The organism is Clostridium fallax, assembly GCF_900129365.1.
GTDB lineage: Bacteria > Bacillota > Clostridia > Clostridiales > Clostridiaceae > Clostridium_AH > Clostridium_AH fallax.
Genome location: NZ_FQVM01000008.1, coordinates 16,748 through 38,396, shown reverse-complemented (window position 1 = coordinate 38,396; position 21,649 = coordinate 16,748). Strand labels below are relative to the sequence as shown.

The window sequence follows — 21,649 nt, the reverse complement described above, 5'->3', positions numbered from 1 at the left end:
AAGGAGCAAATATGTCATTTTCATCAAAGGTTAAAGGAGAAATCTGTAGATATGTAAATCTCTCAAAAGAAGAAGCTTTAGCGGAAATATCTGCTATAATGAAGGTTAGTGGAACTCTTGCTTTTAGTGGAAGACAAATAAGTTTCAAAATAACTACTGAAAATCCAGCATCTGCTAGACTAATGTTTACCTTACTTAAAGAACATTTTAACATTCACTCTAGGCTTATGGTAAAAAGGAGTAATTCTTTAAAAAAGAATAATATATATATGGTTCTTATAACGGAAGAAATGGGCGCTAAAGAACTTTTAAGAGAAACTGGGATACTAAAAGAGACAGATGGAATAATGTCTTTAGATTATGGAATAGATCAAGAGCTGGTTTCTAAAGATGAAAATGCAAGAGCGTATATAAGAGGAGCTTTTATAGGTGGCGGAAGTATTTCTAATCCAGAAAAAACATATCATCTAGAGTTTGTAACTCATAGTTTGGAATATGCAGAAGATTTAAGTAGACTTATAAATAGATTTGATTTAAATTCTAAAGTTATACAAAGAAAAAGTAGTTATATAGTTTATATAAAAGAAGGGGAGCAAATAGTAGATCTTCTAAATATAATAGGAGCTCATTCATCATTGTTAGAACTTGAGAATATAAGAATAATGAAAGAAATGAGAAATAATGTAAATAGGCTAGTAAATTGTGAAACTGCTAATTTAAGTAAGACTGTAAATGCAGCAGTAAGGCAAGTTGAGAGCATAAAATTAATCCAAAAAGAAATAGGACTTGGAAGATTACCTAAAAATTTAAGGGAAATAGCAGAGCTTAGATTAGAATATCCAGATGAATCTCTAAAGGAATTAGGTGAATTATTAGATCCGCCAGTAGGAAAATCAGGTGTAAATCATAGGCTTAGAAAGATAGAAAAAATTGCAGAAGAATTAAGAGGTGGAGATGCCTTATAAAGCTTTAATTAAAAGTAATATAAGTTTATGTAAATTTTAAATGAAGATATATTTTTTACGGTATATTTAAATATAGGTTATATTATATTTTTTATTTAAATTTAATATATGATAAAAGTTTTATAACTTTAATTAGAGGTGATTATATGTTTACACACATAGTATTTTTTAAATTATCTAACCCAACAAAAGACAACTTAAATAAAGCCGAAGATATTTTAAAAAGTATGGAAGGAAAAATTCCAGAACTTAAAGGGTTAGAAGTTGGAATAGATGTTTTAAAAACAGAGAGAAGTTTTGACATTGCATTAGTTACTAGATTTATTTCAAGGGAAGATTACGAAACCTATACAGTTTCGGATTTTCATGTAAATAACGTTTTGAAAAATCTTAAACCAATGCTTGAATGTTCTAAAACTGTAGATTATTTTCTATAAATAAATGAATAAACACTATTACTTTTTTAAAAGAGCTGCTTTAAGGAGCTCTTTTTATATAAAAAGAAAAATTTTTAAAATTAAAATTTAAGGTTCTATAAATCTAAAATGATATAGGAAAATATAATATCCACAGATAAGTGTGAAAATAATAAGATTTCCACAGCCTACAATATAAACATATAGTTTACTGTGGAAAAATAAATATTATATAAAACATTATTATACATATGTAATTTGAATTTATATGGAACTATACTTGACTTTTATAAAAGGGTATAATAAATTAATAAAAATATAAAACCTTATAAATCAATTCATTACGTTAGATGAAAGGAAGTGATTTATTGGAAGATAAAAAATTTGTACATCTACATTTACATACTGGGTATAGCCTCTTAGATGGTTCAGGAAAAATAAAAAAAGTTGTTAAGAGAGCTAAAGAACTAGGAATGGATAGTGTTGCTATTACAGATCATGGTGTTATGTATGGATGTGTTGATTTTTATAAAGCTGCAAAAGAGGTAGGAATAAAACCTATATTAGGATGTGAGGTTTATGTTGCTTCAAAATCTATGCATATAAAAAATAATGATAGAGAAAATGACACTCACCATTTAGTTTTATTAGTGAAAAATGAAGTTGGATATAAAAACTTAATGAAGATAGTTTCTAAAGCGTCTATTGAAGGTTTTTATTACAAACCTAGAGTAGATCATGATTATTTAAAAGCTCATAGTGAGGGGTTAATAGCCTTAAGTGCTTGTCTTGGTGGGGAAGTTCAATCAAATATTTTAGATGGAAAAATTAATAAAGCCAAAGAAGTTGCTTTATTTTATAAAAAAATATTTAAAGATGGATTTTATTTAGAGCTTCAGTATCATGGATTAGATAAACAAAGAACTGTAAATGATGAGATTCTTAAGATGTCTAAGGAATTAAACATACCATTAGTAGCTACTAATGATGTCCATTATATAAAACAAGAAGACTCAGAAGCACATGATATTCTTCTATGTATTCAAACAGGAAAAACTGTTGATGAAGAAAATAGAATGAGATATCCATCAGATCAGTTTTATTTAAAATCTCCAGAAGAAATGTGGGAAATGTTTTCTTATGCGCCAGAGGCTTTAGAAAATACAGTTAAAATTGCAGAAGAATGTAATTTTGATTATGAATTTCATAAATCTAAACTTCCTAAATTTCCTCTTCCAGAAGGAACAGATCCTTTTGAATATTTAAGGGAAACTTGTTTTAAAGGTTTAATAGAAAGATATGAAGTTTTTAAAGATTTTAGAGATAAGCCTTTTGATTTAGAAAGTTTATTAAAGTTTAGCAATAATAATGAAGAGGCTAAAATTTATTCAGATAGATTAAATTATGAATTATCAGTAATAAATCAAATGGGATATGTAGATTATTTTTTAATAGTTTGGGATTTTATAAAGTATGCAAGGGATAATGGAATTCCTACTGGTCCAGGAAGAGGCTCTGGAGCAGGATCTGTAGTTGCATATACATTAGGTATAACAAAGATAGATTCAATAAAATATAATCTACTTTTTGAACGTTTTTTAAATCCTGAAAGGGTTAGTATGCCAGATATAGACTCAGATTTTTGCTATGAAAGAAGACCTGAGGTTATAGATTATGTTGTAGAAAAATATGGAGTGGATAATGTATCTCAAATAATAACCTTTGGAACAATGGCTGCTAGAGCTTGTATAAGAGATGTAGGAAGAGCTATGAACTATCCATATGCAGAAGTAGATAGAATAGCAAAGATGATACCTACAATGCTTGGAATAACAATAGAAAAGGCGTTAGATATTAATCCGGAGCTTAAAACTGCATATGAAACAGAGGAAAGAGTAAAAGCTCTTATAGATATTAGTAAAAATTTAGAAGGATTACCAAGGCACTCATCTACCCATGCAGCTGGTGTAGTTATAGCTTCTAAGCCATTGGTAGAATATGTTCCTCTTCAAAAAAATGAAGAAAATATAGTAACTCAATTTGATATGGTAACCTTAGAGGAACTTGGACTTTTAAAAATGGACTTTTTAGGTCTTAGAACTTTAACTGTTATGAATGATGCAGTAAAGATGATAAAAGAAAACAGAGGAATAGATATAGACTTAGATAAAATAGATTTTGATGATAAAGAAGTTTACAATATGATTGGAGAAGGAAATACAGTAGGAGTATTCCAATTAGAATCAGCTGGGATGACTTCATTTATGAAAGAGTTAAAGCCAGATTCTCTTGAAGATATAATAGCTGGAATTTCATTATATAGACCAGGTCCAATGGCAGAAATACCAAGATATATAGAAAATAAAAAAAATCCAGACAAGATAGAATATCTAACACCGGAGCTAGAACCTATTTTAAATGTTACCTATGGAGTTATGGTGTATCAAGAACAGGTTATGCAGATTGTTAGAGATTTAGGTGGATATTCTTTAGGTAGAAGTGATTTAGTTAGAAGAGCAATGTCTAAGAAAAAGCATAAAGTTATGGAAGAAGAACGTAAAAATTTTATTTATGGGATAGTAGATAATGATGGAGAAGTTCAAGTTCCAGGTTGTGTAAGAAAGGGTATATCAGAGCAAGCTGGAAATAAAATATTTGATTCCATGATGGACTTTGCTTCCTATGCATTTAATAAAAGTCATGCTGCTGCATATGCAGTAATAGGATTTCAAACAGGTTACTTAATGAAATATTATCCAGTGGAATATATAGCAGCCATGCTTAATAGCATAATGGGAATAAATGAAAAAGTAGCCTTTTATATTAATTTTGCAGAAAAATTAGGTATAAAGGTTTTACCACCAGACATAAACGAGAGTTATTCTAAGTTCACTGTAAAGGGAGATACTATAATTTTTGGCCTTGCAGCAATAAAAAATGTTGGAATAAATGTAGTTGAAAATCTAGTGAAATCAAGAGACAGTAAAGGTAAATTTAAATCTTTAATGGATTTTTGTAATAAGATGGATTTATCAACAATAAATAAAAGAGCTGTGGAAAGTTTAATAAAAGCAGGTGCCTTTGATGACTTTAAAGTACATAGATCTCAGCTTCTAGCAGTTTATGAAAAACTTTTAGATGGAGTTGCAAGCCAAAGAAAAAGAAATATAGAAGGACAAATAAGCTTATTTGGCGGAGAAGATAAAGAAGAGCTGATGCCAGAGATACAATATCCTAACATCAAAGAATTTGATAAAAAACTTATTTTAGCAATGGAAAAAGAAATGACAGGACTTTATTTAAGTGGTCATCCATTAGATGAATATAAAGATAGCTTAAAGTACCAGACTACTATTGAAGTAGAAAAAATATTAAGTTCACACAATCAAAGTTTAGAGGATAATCATAATGATGAAGGTGAAGTTAACCTAATGATGAATGCTATAAATAATGTAAGTGATGGCGAAAGAGTAGTTATTGGTGGTATTCTTACAGAAGTTAATAGGAAGGTTACAAGAAATAATACTATAATGGCTTTTGTAAAATTAGAAGATCTTTCTGGGTCAATTGAAGTTATTGTATTTCCTAAGGTTTTAGAAAAAGTTAACTCTTTAGTTTTAGAAGATGAGCTTGTAGCTATAAGAGGAAGAGTAAGTATTAGAGAAGATGAAATGCCTAAAATATTATGTGAAGATATCCAGCCATTAGAGAAAATAAATTCCTCTAAAGTATATATTAGAGTAAAAGATCTAAATAAAGCTAAAGAAGTAGTAAAGCCATTAAAGATTTTATTATCTAATTATAAAGGTGATACACCAATATATATCTATGCAGAAAAGGAAAGAAAGCAATTTAGAGCTAATAAAGATATGTGGGTGAACTTAGAAACAGATGTAATCTCATTTCTAAGGGAAAAATTAGGAGATGAAAATATTAAAGTTTTAGATTATACAAATAGTTAAATGAAAATTAATTATTTATATATAAAAGGACAGTCCAGTAAAGACTATAATAATCTTTAAGGATTGTCTTTTTAAATGTTTAAGAAATTATAAATTATAAAAAATATTTAATAATAATAAAAAAATAAAATAAAATTCTAAAAAATAGTTTTAATATATGGTATTATAAATAGATTGATAGTTTTAAAATGATATAAAAGCATTATGATAAACAATAATAATAAGATTTATTATTAAATTTTACAAAAATATAATAAATAGATTAACAATTAGTATAAAAACTATAATTTATTGAATAGAATTCGTAATATGTGGAATAATATAAGATAAAATGTAAAAAAACAACGGATAAATAACTATAGCACTTAAATTCATTAAATTTTAAGCTTACACTACATAAATGTTGAGTTATAGCATATAATATTACTGCAAAAATATAAGAATATTATATTTAATTTTTAGAAATTGTTGAAAAGCTATGTAACATTAAGTAAAATTGTGTGTGTTGTAAAAAAATATAGTAACTTAAATAAAAAATATGTCATTAAAAAGTTGAAAAAAATTAATCTATTATGTAAAATTTAAATTAGTTTAGTTAATGTGGGTAATATTTAGCATATATGGGACTAGCTATGTCCCGGTGGTGTGAAGGAGGAATTTTTTATGAATAAAATAGCTATATTAACAAGTGGTGGAGATGCACCAGGAATGAATGCTGCTGTTAGAGCAGTAGTAAGAATGGCTTTATATCATGGATTAGAAGTTTATGGAATAGAGCAAGGATACAAGGGATTATTAAATAGTGAAATATTTAAAATGGACAGAAAAAGTGTTTCAGACATAATTCAAAGAGGTGGTACTGTATTAAGAACTGCTAGATGTCCAGAATTTAAAAATGAAGAAGTAAGAAAACATGCAGCAAATATTTTAAAAGAAAAAGATATAGATGCATTAGTAGTTATTGGAGGAGATGGATCTTTTACAGGAGCTAAGTTATTATCAAAACTTGGTGTTAAAACAATAGGTCTTCCAGGAACAATAGACAACGATTTGGCTTACACAGATTTTACAATAGGATTTGACACAGCAATAAATACTGTTATGGATGCAATCCATAAGTTAAGAGATACATCAACTTCACACGATAGAGTTTCAATAATAGAAGTAATGGGAAGAAACTGTGGAGATATAGCTCTTTACTCTGGCTTAGCTGGTGGAGCAGAAGCTATAATAGTACCAGAAGTTGGCTTTGATAAAGATGAACTTTGTAAAACAATTTTAGAAGGAAAGAGCAAAGGAAAACAACATAATTTAGTTGTATTAGCAGAAGGCGTAGGTGGAGCTGAAGAATTAGCAAAATACGTTGAAGATGTAACTGGATTAGATGCAAGAGCTACAATTCTTGGACATATCCAAAGAGGAGGAAGCCCAACAGTTTCAGATGCTGTATTAGCTTCAAGATTAGGAGCAAGAGCAGTTGAACTTCTTATGGAAGGAAAAACTTGCAGAGTTGTAGGAATAAAAGATAATAAAATAATTGATATGGATATAGATGAAGCTTTAGCAGTAGAGAGAAAATTTGATAAAGATTTATATGATGTAGCAACAATCCTATCATATTAATACAGTGACTTTATATTACTTAAAATTTTAAAATAAACAAAATAGTAATATATTAATAGTGTTAATGTCGTGATTTTATCATGATAATATAAATAAATGTATTTTGGTTTTAATTAAACAACAGAAGGAGTGTTATTCAATGAGAAGAACTAAGATGGTATGTACAATAGGCCCAGCAAGTGAAAAGCCAGAAATTTTATCAAAAATTATAGAAGCAGGTCTTAACGCTTCAAGACATAACTTTTCACATGGTGACCACGAAGAGCATGGCGGAAGAATTAGATTAGTTAAAGAATTAGCTAAGAAATATAACAAAGAAATAGCTGTTATGTTAGATACAAAAGGACCAGAAATAAGAACTGGTAAATTCGAACCAAGCAAAGTTGAATTAACTGCAGGAGATAAATTCACTGTTTACTGTAAAGAAGAAGTTATAGGAGATACTACTAAGTGTTCAGTAACTTATGATGGACTAGCAAATGATGTTAAGCCAGGAAACATAATCCTTATAGATGATGGATTAGTTGGATTAGAAGTTGAATCAATCGAAGGAAACAAAGTTCACTGTGTAGTTAAAAACACTGGATTAGTAGGAACTCACAAAGGAGTTAACGTTCCTGGAGTTTCAATAAAATTACCAGCAATGACTGAAAAAGATATGGCTGACCTTAAGTTCGGTTGCGAAATCGGAGTTAACTTAGTTGCTGCTTCATTCATAAGAAAAGCAGAAGACGTTAAAGCTATAAGAAAAGTATTAGTTGAAAATGGTGGAGAACACATTCAAATATTCTCAAAAATAGAGAATCAAGAAGGTGTTGATAACATAGATTCAATAATCGAGGCTTCAGACGGAATAATGGTTGCTAGAGGAGACCTTGGTGTTGAAATTCCAATAGAGCAAGTTCCAGCTGTACAAAAAATGATAATAGAAAAATGTAATGCTATAGGTAAGCCAGTTATAACTGCTACTCAAATGTTAGACTCAATGATAAGAAACCCAAGACCAACAAGAGCAGAAGTTTCAGACGTAGCTAACGCTATACTAGATGGTACTGATGCAATAATGTTAAGTGGTGAAAGTGCTAATGGAAGCTGGCCAGTAGAAGCTGTTCAAACAATGGACAGAATAGCTAGAGAAACTGAAAAGCAATTAACTTACGAAGTTTCAGTATCAAATGCTAAAAACCATATACCAGCTGTAGAAGGTGTTATAAGCAGAGCTGCTTGCAATGCTGCAAATGAATTAAAAGCTACTGCAATAATCTCATCAACTCAAAGTGGAGCTACTGCTAGAAGAATATCACAATGCAGACCAGATGCACCAATAGTTGCTATAACTCCAGATGAAAAAGTTGCTAAGAAATTAGCTTTATCATGGGGTGTATTACCAATAGTTGCTGAGAAAATGAACAGTACTGATGAAATGATGGAAAAATCAGTTGAAATAGCTAAAGCTAACAACTTAGTTAAAGCAGGAGACACTGTAGTTATAGCTGCAGGAGTACCAGTTGCAGAAGTTGGAACAACTAACTTATTAAAAGTAAGCACAGTTAAATAATATTTTTTAGGAAATATTTTAACATTTAAAATAAGTGGCTTAAGCCACTTATTTTTTTATTTTGTAAATATTTAGCTTTTAATAACGAATATAAATAATATAAAATTTAAAATGTAGAGGTGAGAACATGAGTAAGTTCAACAAAAAGTTATCTACAAGTATTATGGTTAAAGTAATATCATTAGTAATTTTAATTACTGTGTCTATGGTATTAGTGGCATATCAAACATCAAAAAGGACATTGAAAAATACTACAGTAAAATCCATAGAAGATATTACATCACAAACTGCAAGAATTGTAGATGCAAGATTAAATCAATACATAAGTTTGCAAAATTTTATGGTTAGCGAGTATGAAAATCAAAATTTATCTATAGATGAGCTATTAGATAAATTAACAGAGGAAAATAAAAATACAGATTTCAAGGACTTATTAATAATTGATAAAAACTGGCTTATACATTTTCAAGGAGGAAGTACATACCAAATAGAAAAGAAAGATCAAAAAAATAATATAGGTTATTTAGAAAAAGCTTTTCAAGGAATACCACAAGCATCTAATATAGTATTGAATACAACAAGAGGAGAATTGGTATTTTCTGTAGCAGTTCCAATTAAAGAAAATGGAACCGTTAACAGTGTTCTAGTATCTAATATTAGTATAAATAACATAAATAATATAATACAAAGCTCTAATTTAAGGGATTCTATAAGTCTATATGCCTTTGATAAGTTAGGATATGCAATATCAGATAAAGATGAAAATATTGTGAAAAATAGAACTAACTTTTTTAATGAAGATGGAAAAAATGTTTATGAAAAGAAACTAATATCAATTTATAAAAAAATGTTAGATAGTGAAAGTGGAGTGGAAGAATATAAAGATAAAGATAATAAGGAATATATATGTTATACAAAAACAAAGAATGCAGATTGGGTTATAGTGGCTCAATATAACGAAAGAGTTGCATTATCAGGAGCATATCAAATAAAAAATGAATTAATTATAATTACAATAATAGCAATCATATTATCTATAATAATAACTTTATTTGTTGCAAAAACTATTGTTAAACCTATAAACGACATAAAAAAATATTCTAAAAGATTAAGTAATTATGATTTATCTAATAAAATCATAACTAAAAGAAAAGATGAAATAGGAGATACAATAAATAGCTTAAATGAAGCTTCTAATAGAGTTAAGGAAATAATAGATTCTGTTAAGGAAAAATGCGATTTAAATATAGAAAACAGTAATGAAAGTCTTTTGTTTTTAGAAAATATAGTAGAAAAAATAAATATATTAATGGAAAATTTTGAAGAGATGAATTCTTTAATGGAACAGAATACAGCATCCTTTGAAGAAATTAATGCTAGTACTGCATTAGTAAAAGAAGATATAGAAGGTGCTAAGGAAAAGGTGGACAAAGGATTAAAGTCTATAGAAGAGATTTCCTTAAAGGCAAATGAAACTACAGAAAGTACTATTAAAGCAGGAAATTATATATCAGATAAATATACTAAAAATAAAATAGCATTAAATAGAGCTATAGAAGAAGCTGAAAAGGTAAAGGAAATAAATATTATTGCTAATACAATTTTAGATATAGCAAATAATACAAATCTTTTGGCTTTAAATGCATCTATAGAAGCAGCTAGAGCTGGAGAGCATGGAAAAGGATTTAGTGTTGTTGCAGAGGAGATAAGAATGCTTTCAGAAAGATCATCAGAATCTGTAACTACTATAAAGAATATGGTTTCTACGGTTATAGAAGGTGTAGGAAAACTAAATCTATGTGCCAAAGAATTAATTGAAACTATGGAAGAGACTGTTATAAAAGACTATAAAAATATGATAGATATAAGCAAAGATTATAAAGAAGAGACAGAATCAATAAAATATACTATTAAAGAATTTGATTATTTAACTTCTAATATATTAAATAGCATGAATGAAGTAACTGAAACAATGAATTCTATTGCTGACTTATCAAATAATATTAGTGCTCAAACTACTGATTCTGTTGAAAACTTATCAGATATTTACAATAAAGTTAATGAACTTAATACTATGAATAGAAATAATAAAGAAGGATTAGAAGAATTAAAAGAAAAAACTGATTTGTTTAAATAAAGTTAACAAAAAGTTCACAAAAATATATATAAATTTTAGATATAATAATGTATACCACGTCAAATTTTGATCAAGAATAATGATAGGAATATAATGGCAACTGATTCTATCACTAGCACCTATTAATAGGTGCTTTTTTTATTTTAGAATAAAAGATTATTTAAAGATAATACTAATTACAAAGCTAAAATAATAAAGGAGTGGTAATATGGCAAAGTTAAGTTGTAGTGCTGAAAATTGCGTTAATAACATAGGTGGACTTTGTACAGCAGGAGCCATTCAAATTGGTGGTGAAAATGCTCATTCAACAAAAGGAACTCAATGTAATACCTTTGGAGAAAGAAATTTTAAAAATGCATTAGAAAGTGTTACAAATACTAATTACTTAGGTGAATTAGTTCAGGCATTTTCAAGTAATGACATAAAAATGAGCCCTAAAATAGGTTGTGAAGCCATAAATTGTATGTTTAATAAAGATAAAATCTGTAATGCATCTAATGTTCATATTAGAGGGAATAATGCAGAATCAGAGTATGGAACTAAATGTGAAACTTTTATAGCTAAATAATTTAATTTAGATTTATATTAAGGAAAATTTAAAAAAATTTTTAAGCTAATCTTATAAGTAGATATAGAAAAACTATAATACTTTATAAGATTAGTTTTTTACTATTTATAATAATATTGACTTTTATCTAATATTAAGAGAAAATTTATACAGCGTAAAGCCATTAAAAGTTTAAGATTAAATGGTTTATAAGTAAATTCGATATAAGGGTGATTATAGTGATTGAAAAGAATCAAGAGATTATAGTTGATATATTAAGTGAAGGATATGAAGGGGAAGGTGTAGCAAAGTTAGACAATAACTTCCCAATATTTATTGATGGAGCTTTAAAAGGAGAAAAGATAAAAGTAAAGATTATAAAGGTGAAAAAAAGCTATGGATACGGAAAAATCATAGAAATATTAGAACCTTCAGAAGAAAGAAGAGAACCTGCTTGTAAAATATATAAAAAGTGTGGAGGTTGTAAACTGCAGCATATGAGCTATAAAGCTCAACTAGACTTTAAAAGAGATAGAGTTAAGGATTGCATAGAAAAAATAGGAAAGTTAAATTCTGATTTAGTTAAGCCTACTATAGGAATGGAAAATCCATATAGATACAGAAATAAAGTTCAGCTTCCAATAGGAATAGTGAATGGAGAACTACATATAGGATTTTTTGCACCAAGAAGTCATGACATAATAGATATGGAAACCTGTTATATACAAGATGAAGTTGCAGATAAGGTTGTATATCTTACAAGACAATGGATATTAAAGCATAATATTAAACCTTATAATGTAGAAGGAAAGTATGATGAAAGCGGCATATTAAGACATATAATGGTAAGAAGAGGTTACAAAACTGAAGAAGTGATGGTGGTTTTAGTAACTAACGGAAAAGAACTTCCTTATAAAGAAGATTTTGTAGAAACTATTAAAGAAAACATAAAAGGAATAAAGAGTATAATTCAAAACATAAATAGTGAAAAAACTAATGTTATTTTAGGAAAAGAATCAATAACCCTTTGGGGAGAAGATACAATAAGTGATTATATAGGAGAATTTAAATTTAATATATCACCTTTATCATTTTTCCAAGTAAATCCTATTCAAACAGAAGTTTTATATTCTAAAGCATTAGATTTTGCAAAGCTTAGTGGAGAAGAAGTGGTGTTTGATGCATACTGTGGAACAGGCACAATAACATTATTCCTTTCTAAAAAAGCGAAGAAAGTATATGGGGTAGAAATAGTACCACAAGCTATAGAAAATGCAAAAGAGAATGCTAAAGCTAATAATATAGACAATGCAGAATTCTTTGTAGGGGAATCAGAAGTTGTAATACCAGACCTAATCTCTAAAGGAATAAAAGGAGATGTAGTGGTTGTAGATCCTCCAAGAAAGGGATGTGATATAAAGCTATTAGAAGCAATAGCTTCAATAAATCCAAAGAGAATAGTATATGTATCTTGCGATCCAAGTACCTTAGCAAGAGACTTAGCTATCTTAGATAAGTTAGGATATAAAACAATAGAAGTACAGCCTGTGGATATGTTTCCGGAGACGGCACATGTTGAGAATGTAGCTAAGTTAATAAAAAAATCAAATTTCTGTTGATAAAATTTGCTAAGAAATTAACCTAAACTTAAAAAGTGGAAGTAATTAAATATGTATTGAGATATTTTGATATAATTTAATTAATTTTACTAAGAAATGTTTTAGTAGATTTATTTTTTTGAAAACATAGAGAAGTAATAGACTAAGTTTTGGAAATAGTTATCCGTAAGCTTAGTCTCTTTTAATTATTCTGAAAACATCTATTATATATTGATGTATAAAAATAATATGAAGGTGCTTTATATATACTTAAGTATTTAAAGGATATAATTTAATATTCTTAAGTAACTGTAAAGTTCAATATATGAATAAACATAAAGAAAAATTTTCACTAAGTAAGTATTTTAATGAGTTTTATTGCACAGAGGAATTTGATTTATGTATAAAAATAAAATATTTAATATCATCAAGGAAAATATAAAGGAGGCTTTATAATAATTGGTGATAGATACTTTCATTAGTATTTTAAAAATATTGACAATAAAAAATCCTAACATTATACTATCTATACTTAATATGTTTAAAAGTCATTAAGTATAATTAAAACATTTTAAAATGGTAATAAGAAAATAAAAATGATAAAAAATAATTTAATATAAGATAAAATATTGCTGTATTTTTCATGAGCTTTTCTTTTTATATAATTTTAAGATATGTGAAGTGAAAAAACAGCATATTTTTAATTCTTAATTAAGTAAAAATAAACAAAGGAGAAATACTTAAATATACATGAGATTAGATAAATTTTTAGCACAATCATCTGTAGGTAAAAGAAAAGAAGTTAGAAATTACATAAAAGAAGGAAAAGTTAAGGTTGATGGAAAAGTAGTTTTAATACCGTCTTTAGAAATTAATGAAAAGCTAGACGTTATTCAATATCTTGATGAAGTAGTTGCTTATACTGATAAGGTATATTATATGTTTAATAAACCTGGTGGATATATTACTGCAAAGAAAGATATGATTCACAAAACTGTATTTGATTTTTTAAATGATATTGATATAGATGGATTATTTCATGTTGGAAGATTAGACAAGGATACGGAAGGATTATTATTATTTACTAATGATGGTGAATTTGAACATAAATTAATGCATCCTACAAAGCATGTTGAAAAGACTTATTTCTTTTGGGCTTTAGGAGAATTAAGTGAAGAAGATATGAAAATTTTAGAAGAGGGAGTTTATATTAAAAAAGGTACTATGTTAACAGAACCTGCAAAAATAAAAGTAGAAAAATATGGTCTGTATAAAGATTTAAAAGATGAGATTCATACAATTATAAATTATCATGATCAACCAGTAGTTTCTGGATACCTTACTATATCAGAAGGCTGCAAGCACCAAGTAAAGCGTATGTTAAAGTCAGTAGGTTGTCATGTAGTATATTTAAAAAGAACTTCTATTGGAAAACTAAATTTAGATGAATCCTTAGAAAAAGGTGAGTATAGACTATTAAGAGAAATAGAAGTTGAAAGTTTATTAGAAAATCTATAAATAAAAATACATAATAAAATTAAGATACATATTCTAATTTATAAATATTAAAAATTATATCCTTGAGATTAAATAAAAATAAAGTATAGTATAGATTATTTTATTTAATATAATATGGTTTACATAAATACTAGAATTAAATTTATATTATGAGAAATTTAATTAACAAACATTAGTAAAATGATACTTATTAATTATAAGCAAATATATAAATTATTAAGATAATATACTTATAAATATATACACAAATTATGAAAATAATGGTAATATTTATAATAATATAGATTTTATAAAATGCTTTATTAATATGGTTAAAGTTCTAATAAACATAACTTATTATCCAGTAACATATGAATTATAAATGTAGTAAATAGGGTGTATTAGCTATATGTACATTTTTCTATGTGAGAATAAATCTAATATTAGGAGGGACTGGAAATGAGTAAATTAAATAATAAAGTGGCAATTATAACCGGTGGAGGAAAAGGAATAGGATATGGAGTAGCTTCTGCCTTTGCAAGTGAGGGGGCAAATCTAGTTATAACTGGTAGAACTCTATCTACTTTAGAAGATTCAAAAGAAAAATTAGAAAAGGAATATAATATAAAGGTTTTACCTATAGTTGCAGATGGAGCCGATGAAGAGGCTGTAAAAAATGTTATAAAGGAGACAGTAAAGACCTTTGGAAAACTAGACATTTTAGTCAATAATGCTCAAGTTTCAAAATCAGGAGTATTATTAGTAGATCATAGTAAAGAAGATTTTGATTTAGCTATTAATTCAGGTTTATATGCTACATTTAATTATATGAAGTATGCTTTTCCATATTTAAAAGAGACAAAGGGAAAGGTAATAAATTTTGCATCAGGAGCTGGAATATCAGGAAGACCCGGACAAGCATCCTATGCAGCGGCAAAGGAAGGAATTAGAGGTTTATCTAGAGTTGCTGCAACTGAATGGGGCGAGTATGGAATAAATGTAAATGTAGTATGTCCATTAGCAATGACTCCAGGGTTAGAGAAATGGAAAAAAGAATATCCAGAAATGTATGCTCAAAATGTTAAAAGTATCCCCTTAGGAAGGTTTGGAGATGTTAAAGAGGATATAGGTAGAGTATGTGTATTTTTAGCAAGTGATGATTCAAATTATATTACAGGAGAAACTATATCAGTGCAAGGTGGTTCAGGTCTTAGACCATAGCATATTAAATTATTTATAATAAAACAATTTAAATACCACTAATATAACCACATAAAAGCAATGATAAGTCCATTTTAAATAAAATAACAATATATTGTCAGATATACAATAAATTTAAAGTAGGTGTCTTAAAATGACTTTTATAATTATTTTAAGATGCCTTTTTTTAAGTAAATAATTACATTTACCTTTTATAAAGAAATTAAGTTGTTTTTATGTTTATGATTTTTGTTTATTTAAAGTTATAAGTTATTTTAAACTTAAATTTTAGTGCAATAATAATATTATTAAACTATATATAAAGTAAGTATAAGAGAGAATATTTTAAATAAGATAAAATTAAGTGGTATTAAAATATAAAAAATTATGAATGTATTAAATACTGTAAATTAATTATAAATATAATTATATTTATAATAAAAATAAAAACTAATAATATAAAATATTATAGTATAAAATTTTATTTTATTATGTCGTATAATATTGGAAGAAGTTTTAAATAATGTTAAAGTAGATATAGAAAGGATAACAGTTTATATTTTAGGATTTATTATAATATTATGAGAGATTTAAAGCTAAATATTAGGGAGGTGTTTTAATGAATTTTAAGTTGATAAATAGATTGATAGCCACATTATTTTATGGTTTTTTAGCTGGTGTTGGTATTAATTGCTTTTTAACTCCTGCTAATATATATTCAGGAGGAGTTACAGGTCTTGCTCAATTATTATCATCTCTTGGAACTGATTTATTACATATTAACATAAGTATTTCAATGTGGGTGCTATTAGTTAACTTACCACTTATATACATATCTTGGTGTAAGCTTGGTAAAAAGTTTACAGTGTATACTTTAATTGCTGTTGTTCTTTCATCATTCTTTATTAAAATAATTCCTGTTGCAACTATAACTAATAATCAATTATTAGCTGCTATATTTGGTGGAGTATTAACAGGTGCTGGTGTTGGGTTCTGCTTTAGAGCTGGCTTTTCAACAGGTGGAACAGACATTATAGTTCTAGTTGTACAAAAACTAACTGGTAAGTCGGTAGGTCAATTAGGTATGATACTTAATGGTATTATAGTTTCAATTGCAGGCATTATGTATGGGTGGGAAAAAGCTCTTTACAGCTTAGTTGCTATATATACTATGACTAAAATTATAGACATATTCTATGTGCAACAATATAAGTTAACAGTTACAATTTTTACAACAAAGGAAAAAGAAGTAGTACAAAATCTTCTTGAAAATAATATGCGTGGAGTTACTGTAGGTCATGATTTTTTTGGTGCATATAAAAATGAAAAATTAAGCTCTGTAGTTACAGTTATTTCTAAGCATGAATTACTTTTTATAAAGAAAAATATATTAGATATAGATCCTAAGGCTTTTGTTAATGTACAGCCAACTGTAGAGGTAATAGGAAAGTTTGTTGACAATTCATTGATATAAGAATTTAATATTGGTGTAAATCTACATATGAAAAATTAAATTGTAAAGCTAAGTTTTAAACTTAGCTTATTTTTTTAAATTTAAAATTAAGTAGTTTTTATCTAAATTGTAGATAAGAATGAGAATTAAATATATTTTAAGGAAAAAGAGGGGATAGCTTTAAATTTTACTATAATTATTTAAAAGTTTTAATTATGATAACAAATTAGAAGAGCCATTAAAAATTTTAATAACAATTTATAGAATATATTAATGAAGCTAATATAAGGAGAGAATTAGTTATGATATGTCCTAATTGTAGAGAGAATAACAGTGATAACAGTAAATTCTGTGTATATTGTGGGTATAGTTTGATTAATTTAAATGAAGATTTATTTGATAAAAGAGTTTTTAATTTTGAATATTTTTTAATTAATAAAACAGATAAAACACTTATAAGTAAATGGATTAAACCTATTATAGCAATTATTATAGCAGTCATATGTCTATTTAGAATAATGGTGATTTGGAAAGGCGGGGTTAATTCTGTTGTGTTTTGTGAAAAAGTAGATTCGCAATTATTACCAATAAATAAAGGAGATAGTTTTAAAGCAGGTAACTATTACTATTGAATTAAAGAATCCTAAAAAAATTTAATATAAATAGATTAAAGCTACAGATATATAAAAGTAATGGAAGAAGTGAAGAGCTAATAGATTCCGATTTAAGTGAAATTAATCCGGAGTGGTCTAAGCTAGCTATTAAATACACATTTGTAAATCCAGGAATTTATAAAATTCAATTTACAGAACCAAATGCATATAGGAACTTTGGAATTGGCAAGGTACATATAATAGATTAATTAAATAAATTTAAATATGGTCAATATAAATAACACTAAAAATTTATACTTATAATTTAAAGTATAAGATAATTTTATATAATCAATATTATTTTAATATTACTGAATTTTTTTAGTAATATTTTTTGTATTTAGATATTTTTACATAGTTTTGATTTAATGATGAATAGGAATTTATAGCTATTATTGTAGTAATATCATATATGTACAATATATAGTGAAAGAAATAGGAAACAACACAATATATATTGTTTTTTTGATTAACCTATAGTTTTGAAAGTTGAAAAGTTATAGGTTTGCTTTTATAATAATCAATGAAAAATATTTGTTTGTTAATAAGAATTATTTAATGATTTAAAATATAAGAGAAGGTAAGGATTAAGAAATGGATATTAAAATAAAGAAAAGAAATGGAAATTATGAAAGGTTACAAGTAAATAAAACTAAAAAGATGGTTAGTCTTGCTTGTGAGGGTATAGAAGGCTGTGATCCATTAGAGTTAGAAGTAGATTCTAGAATTCAATTTAGGGATGGAATGAGTACAAAGGAAATTCAAAAAATACTTATTCAAACAGCTATAGAAAAGGTTGTTCAAACAAAGAATGATGAATATGGAAATAGTTCTAAAGAAGCTAATCCTAATTGGCAATATGTTGCAGCTAGATTACTTGCATTTGATTTATATAAGGAAGCTAAGATAAATAGAAATTATAATAATTTTGGATATGGTGATTTTTACACTCTTGTAAATATGTTAGTTAATAAAAATCTTTATGGAAAGTATTTAACTGAAAATTATTCAGATGAAGAAATAAGAGAACTGGGAAAATATATAGATCCTAAAAGAGATGAACTTTTTAATTATGAAGGGATAAAATTATTAAATGATAGATATTTAATAAAGGGATTTAATGGTGAAATATTAGAATTGCCTCAAGAAAGATTCATGGTTATAGCAATGCATTTAGCTATACCGGAAGGTGAAAAGAAAGTTTATTACGCAAAGAAATTTTATGATATTATTAGTGAACTTAAGGTTACTGTTGCAACACCTACATTAGGAAATGCAGGGACAGCTTTTTATCAATTAAGTAGTTGTTTTATATCTTCCGTTGGAGATAATCTTTGGTCTATTTATGATGTTAATCAAAAATTTTCAAAGGTTTCTAAACATGGAGGAGCCCTTGGTATATATATGGGTAAGGTAAGAGCTTTAAATAGTGAAATAAGAGGAAATAAAAACGCTTCTGGTGGAGTTGTTCCTTGGATAAAACTTTATAATGATACTGCTATAGCTGTTGATCAACTTGGAAAACGTAAAGGTGGAGCAGCTATAACTTTAGATATATGGCATAAGGATATATATGATTTTTTAGACCTTAAAACTAATAATGGTGATGATAGAAGAAAAGCCCATGATATTTTTACATCTGTAAGTATTCCAGATATATTTATGGAAAGACTTGAAAAAAGAGAAAGTTGGTCATTATTCGATCCTTATATGATAAATAAAGTAATGGGATATAATTTAGAGGATTATTTTGATGATGAAGATAATAAGGAATTTACTAAAAGATATTTAGAATGTGAGGCTAATAGCTTAATTCCTAGAGAATCTGTATTAGCTCTTGATATAATGAAAAAAATAATGAAAAGTGCTGTAGAAACAGGAACTCCATTTATTTTCTTTAGAGATACTGTAAATAGAGCTAATCCTAATAAGCATAAGGGAATGATTTATGCTTCTAATTTATGTCATGAAATAGCTCAAAATATGAGTGAAAGTGAATTAATAAAAGAAGAAGTAAATAATGATAATGGGTTTGATGAAGTTGTAGAAAGGGTTAAATCAGGTGATATGGTAACCTGTAACCTTAATTCAATAAATTTAGGTAAGGTCAATAAAGGGGATTTAAAAGATATAATACCTCTTCAAATAAGAATGTTAGATAATGTTATATCTCTTAATAAATTTCCTGTAATGGAATCTAAAATAACTAGCAATAAGTATAGAGCAATAGGCCTTGGAACTAGTGGATATCATTATTATCTTGTAAATAACAAAATAAGATGGGAAAGTGATGAGCATATAAAAGAGGCAGATAAATTATTTGAAGAAATAGCTTATGAATCAATTAAGGCATCAATGGAAATTTCTAAAGAAAAGGGATCTTATCCTGCTTTTGAAGGCTCAGAGTGGCATACAGGAAAATATTTTGAAAGAAGAGGTTATAATTCTGAAAGGTGGCAAAAGTTAAAAGAAGATATTAAAAAATATGGTATGAGAAATGGATATATAATGGCCATAGCACCTACAGGTAGTACTTCTAATATTGCAAATACTACAGCAGGAATAGATCCAGTATTTAAAAAGTTCTTTATAGAGGAGAAAAAAGGAAGCTTTACACCTAAAACAGCTCCAAATCTAAATCAAGAGAATTTCTGGTACTATAAAGAAGCTCATACTATAGATCAACAATGGTCTATTAAAGCTTGTGCTGCAAGGCAGAGACATATAGATCAATCTCAAGCTTTTAATTTATATATTACTCCAGAAGTAAAGGCAAGGGATATATTAAATATGTATGTAGAAGCCTTTAAGCAAGGAGTTAAGACTATATACTATATAAGAAATAAATCAATAGAAATGGATGAGTGTACAAGCTGTTCAAGTTAAAGGAGATGTAAACTATATGTTAAAGAAGATGATATTTAATGAAAATGGTAATAGAGGAACTGAATCAATAATAAATGGTAATACTACAAATTTAAGAGAGTGGAATAGAATTAAATATGATTGGGCCAGAGAATTATATAGAACTATGTTAAATAACTTTTGGATACCAGAAGAAATATCCTTAAATGAAGATATAAAGCAATTTCCTTATTTAACTGATGGAGAAAGAAATGCCTTTGATAAGATAATTTCTTTTTTAAATTTTCTTGATTCAATACAAAGTGAAAATTTACCTAATTTATCAAGATATATTACAGCTTCGGAAGTATCATCACTTTTGAACATCCAAACTTTTCAAGAAGAAATTCATGCTCAAAGTTATTCATATATTTTAGATACTGTTACAAATCCAATAACTAGAGATAAAATATATGATCAATGGAGGGAAGATGAGAATCTTTTAAAAAGGAATAAATTTATTGCAGGAATATATCAAGAGTTTAATGATGAGGCTACTCTTAAAAATTTTTTAAGAGTTATTATGGCTAATTATATATTAGAAGGTATATATTTTTATTCTGGTTTTAGCTTTTTCTATACATTAGCAAGACAAGGAAAAATGACAGCTACAAGTACTATTTTTAAATATATAAATAGGGATGAAGTAACTCATTTAGTTTTATTTCAAAATATAATTAAAGAGCTTAAAAAGGAAAATCCAGAAATTTTTACTGATAAACTTATTATAGAGTTTAGAGAAATGATGAGAACTGGAGTAGAACATGAAATTGAGTGGGGACAATATGTAACAAATAATGAAATACTAGGTCTTAATAATGATTTAATAGAAAAATATATAAAATACATTTCTAATTTAAGACTTAATGCAATAGGTATAGAGCCACTTTATAAAGAGATTACAAGCCATCCAATGGAGTGGATAGATAGTTTTTCTAAGCTTAATAATACTAAGACAGACTTTTTTGAGGCAAAGGTTACAAACTATACGAAAGCTGCTGCCTTTGATTTCGATGATTTAGATTAAAATCAAACTTATGTAATAGATATTTAAGATGAAATTTTTAGTTTTTTTAGAGGTTGTAAGGGAATAATTATTTAATGATAAAAATTGACTTTATAACCTTTAAAAATTT

The 21,649-nt window shown here is 27.1% G+C and carries 14 protein-coding genes; all 14 read left to right on the top strand.

Features of this window, described 5'->3' with window-relative positions:
• The first annotated feature begins 11 nt into the window (after positions 1 to 11).
• The 14 genes from whiA to BUA70_RS05780 all read left to right on the top strand — a co-directional run bounded on the left by whiA (position 12) and on the right by BUA70_RS05780 (position 21,540).
• Positions 12 to 965, top strand: a complete 954-nt coding sequence (gene whiA, locus BUA70_RS05845) for a DNA-binding protein WhiA (protein ID WP_072894702.1) — start codon at positions 12 to 14, stop codon at positions 963 to 965.
• Positions 966 to 1,111: 146 nt separating this feature from the next.
• Positions 1,112 to 1,402 (top strand): Dabb family protein, encoded by a 291-nt coding sequence (locus tag BUA70_RS05840; protein ID WP_072894699.1) that lies wholly within the window; start codon positions 1,112 to 1,114, stop codon positions 1,400 to 1,402.
• A gap of 347 nt (positions 1,403 to 1,749) precedes the next feature.
• Positions 1,750 to 5,343: a DNA polymerase III subunit alpha gene (locus BUA70_RS05835; RefSeq protein ID WP_172607500.1), complete on the top strand. Its 3,594-nt coding sequence runs from the start codon at positions 1,750 to 1,752 to the stop codon at positions 5,341 to 5,343.
• Between the two features lie 663 nt (positions 5,344 to 6,006).
• Entirely contained in the window at positions 6,007 to 6,966 is a 960-nt protein-coding gene (pfkA, locus tag BUA70_RS05830) for a 6-phosphofructokinase (protein ID WP_072894693.1), read from the top strand.
• A 139-nt stretch (positions 6,967 to 7,105) separates the two neighbouring features.
• Positions 7,106 to 8,524, top strand: a complete 1,419-nt coding sequence (gene pyk / locus BUA70_RS05825; protein WP_072894691.1) for a pyruvate kinase — start codon at positions 7,106 to 7,108, stop codon at positions 8,522 to 8,524.
• A 127-nt stretch (positions 8,525 to 8,651) separates the two neighbouring features.
• Complete coding sequence (locus BUA70_RS05820) at positions 8,652 to 10,661, top strand: methyl-accepting chemotaxis protein (RefSeq protein ID WP_072894688.1); 2,010 nt, start codon at positions 8,652 to 8,654, stop codon at positions 10,659 to 10,661.
• Between the two features lie 208 nt (positions 10,662 to 10,869).
• A complete protein-coding gene (locus BUA70_RS05815) occupies positions 10,870 to 11,229 on the top strand; it encodes a DUF1540 domain-containing protein (RefSeq protein ID WP_072894684.1) in 360 nt (119 codons plus the stop codon).
• 218 nt (positions 11,230 to 11,447) lie between these two features.
• Positions 11,448 to 12,827, top strand: coding sequence for a 23S rRNA (uracil(1939)-C(5))-methyltransferase RlmD (rlmD, locus tag BUA70_RS05810; RefSeq protein WP_072894681.1), 1,380 nt, complete (start codon positions 11,448 to 11,450; stop codon positions 12,825 to 12,827).
• Between the two features lie 729 nt (positions 12,828 to 13,556).
• A complete protein-coding gene (locus BUA70_RS05805) occupies positions 13,557 to 14,324 on the top strand; it encodes a pseudouridine synthase (RefSeq protein WP_072894678.1) in 768 nt (255 codons plus the stop codon).
• A gap of 438 nt (positions 14,325 to 14,762) precedes the next feature.
• Positions 14,763 to 15,524 carry an SDR family NAD(P)-dependent oxidoreductase gene (locus BUA70_RS05800; protein WP_072894675.1) on the top strand — a complete coding sequence of 254 codons (762 nt, stop codon included), beginning with the start codon at positions 14,763 to 14,765 and terminating at the stop codon, positions 15,522 to 15,524.
• A gap of 598 nt (positions 15,525 to 16,122) precedes the next feature.
• Positions 16,123 to 16,977, top strand: a complete 855-nt coding sequence (locus tag BUA70_RS05795) for a YitT family protein (protein WP_072894672.1) — start codon at positions 16,123 to 16,125, stop codon at positions 16,975 to 16,977.
• 281 nt (positions 16,978 to 17,258) lie between these two features.
• Positions 17,259 to 17,588, top strand: a complete 330-nt coding sequence (locus tag BUA70_RS05790) for a zinc-ribbon domain-containing protein (RefSeq protein WP_072894669.1) — start codon at positions 17,259 to 17,261, stop codon at positions 17,586 to 17,588.
• Between the two features lie 615 nt (positions 17,589 to 18,203).
• Positions 18,204 to 20,495: a ribonucleoside-diphosphate reductase subunit alpha gene (locus BUA70_RS05785; RefSeq protein ID WP_072894666.1), complete on the top strand. Its 2,292-nt coding sequence runs from the start codon at positions 18,204 to 18,206 to the stop codon at positions 20,493 to 20,495.
• A 16-nt stretch (positions 20,496 to 20,511) separates the two neighbouring features.
• Positions 20,512 to 21,540, top strand: a complete 1,029-nt coding sequence (locus BUA70_RS05780; protein WP_072894663.1) for a ribonucleotide-diphosphate reductase subunit beta — start codon at positions 20,512 to 20,514, stop codon at positions 21,538 to 21,540.
• The last annotated feature ends 109 nt before the right edge of the window (positions 21,541 to 21,649 follow it).

What these genes read in the sequence shown, in the direction of transcription:
- BUA70_RS05815 (WP_072894684.1), top strand. Translation starts at nt 10,870, where the DNA reads ATGGCAAAGTTAAGTTGTAGTGCTGAAAATTGCGTTAATAACATAGGT.
- BUA70_RS05795 (WP_072894672.1), top strand. Translation starts at nt 16,123, where the DNA reads ATGAATTTTAAGTTGATAAATAGATTGATAGCCACATTATTTTATGGT.
- pyk (WP_072894691.1), top strand. Translation starts at nt 7,106, where the DNA reads ATGAGAAGAACTAAGATGGTATGTACAATAGGCCCAGCAAGTGAAAAG.
- BUA70_RS05800 (WP_072894675.1), top strand. Translation starts at nt 14,763, where the DNA reads ATGAGTAAATTAAATAATAAAGTGGCAATTATAACCGGTGGAGGAAAA.
- BUA70_RS05790 (WP_072894669.1), top strand. Translation starts at nt 17,259, where the DNA reads ATGATATGTCCTAATTGTAGAGAGAATAACAGTGATAACAGTAAATTC.
- BUA70_RS05820 (WP_072894688.1), top strand. Translation starts at nt 8,652, where the DNA reads ATGAGTAAGTTCAACAAAAAGTTATCTACAAGTATTATGGTTAAAGTA.
- BUA70_RS05780 (WP_072894663.1), top strand. Translation starts at nt 20,512, where the DNA reads ATGTTAAAGAAGATGATATTTAATGAAAATGGTAATAGAGGAACTGAA.
- BUA70_RS05805 (WP_072894678.1), top strand. Translation starts at nt 13,557, where the DNA reads ATGAGATTAGATAAATTTTTAGCACAATCATCTGTAGGTAAAAGAAAA.
- pfkA (WP_072894693.1), top strand. Translation starts at nt 6,007, where the DNA reads ATGAATAAAATAGCTATATTAACAAGTGGTGGAGATGCACCAGGAATG.
- BUA70_RS05785 (WP_072894666.1), top strand. Translation starts at nt 18,204, where the DNA reads ATGGATATTAAAATAAAGAAAAGAAATGGAAATTATGAAAGGTTACAA.
- BUA70_RS05840 (WP_072894699.1), top strand. Translation starts at nt 1,112, where the DNA reads ATGTTTACACACATAGTATTTTTTAAATTATCTAACCCAACAAAAGAC.
- whiA (WP_072894702.1), top strand. Translation starts at nt 12, where the DNA reads ATGTCATTTTCATCAAAGGTTAAAGGAGAAATCTGTAGATATGTAAAT.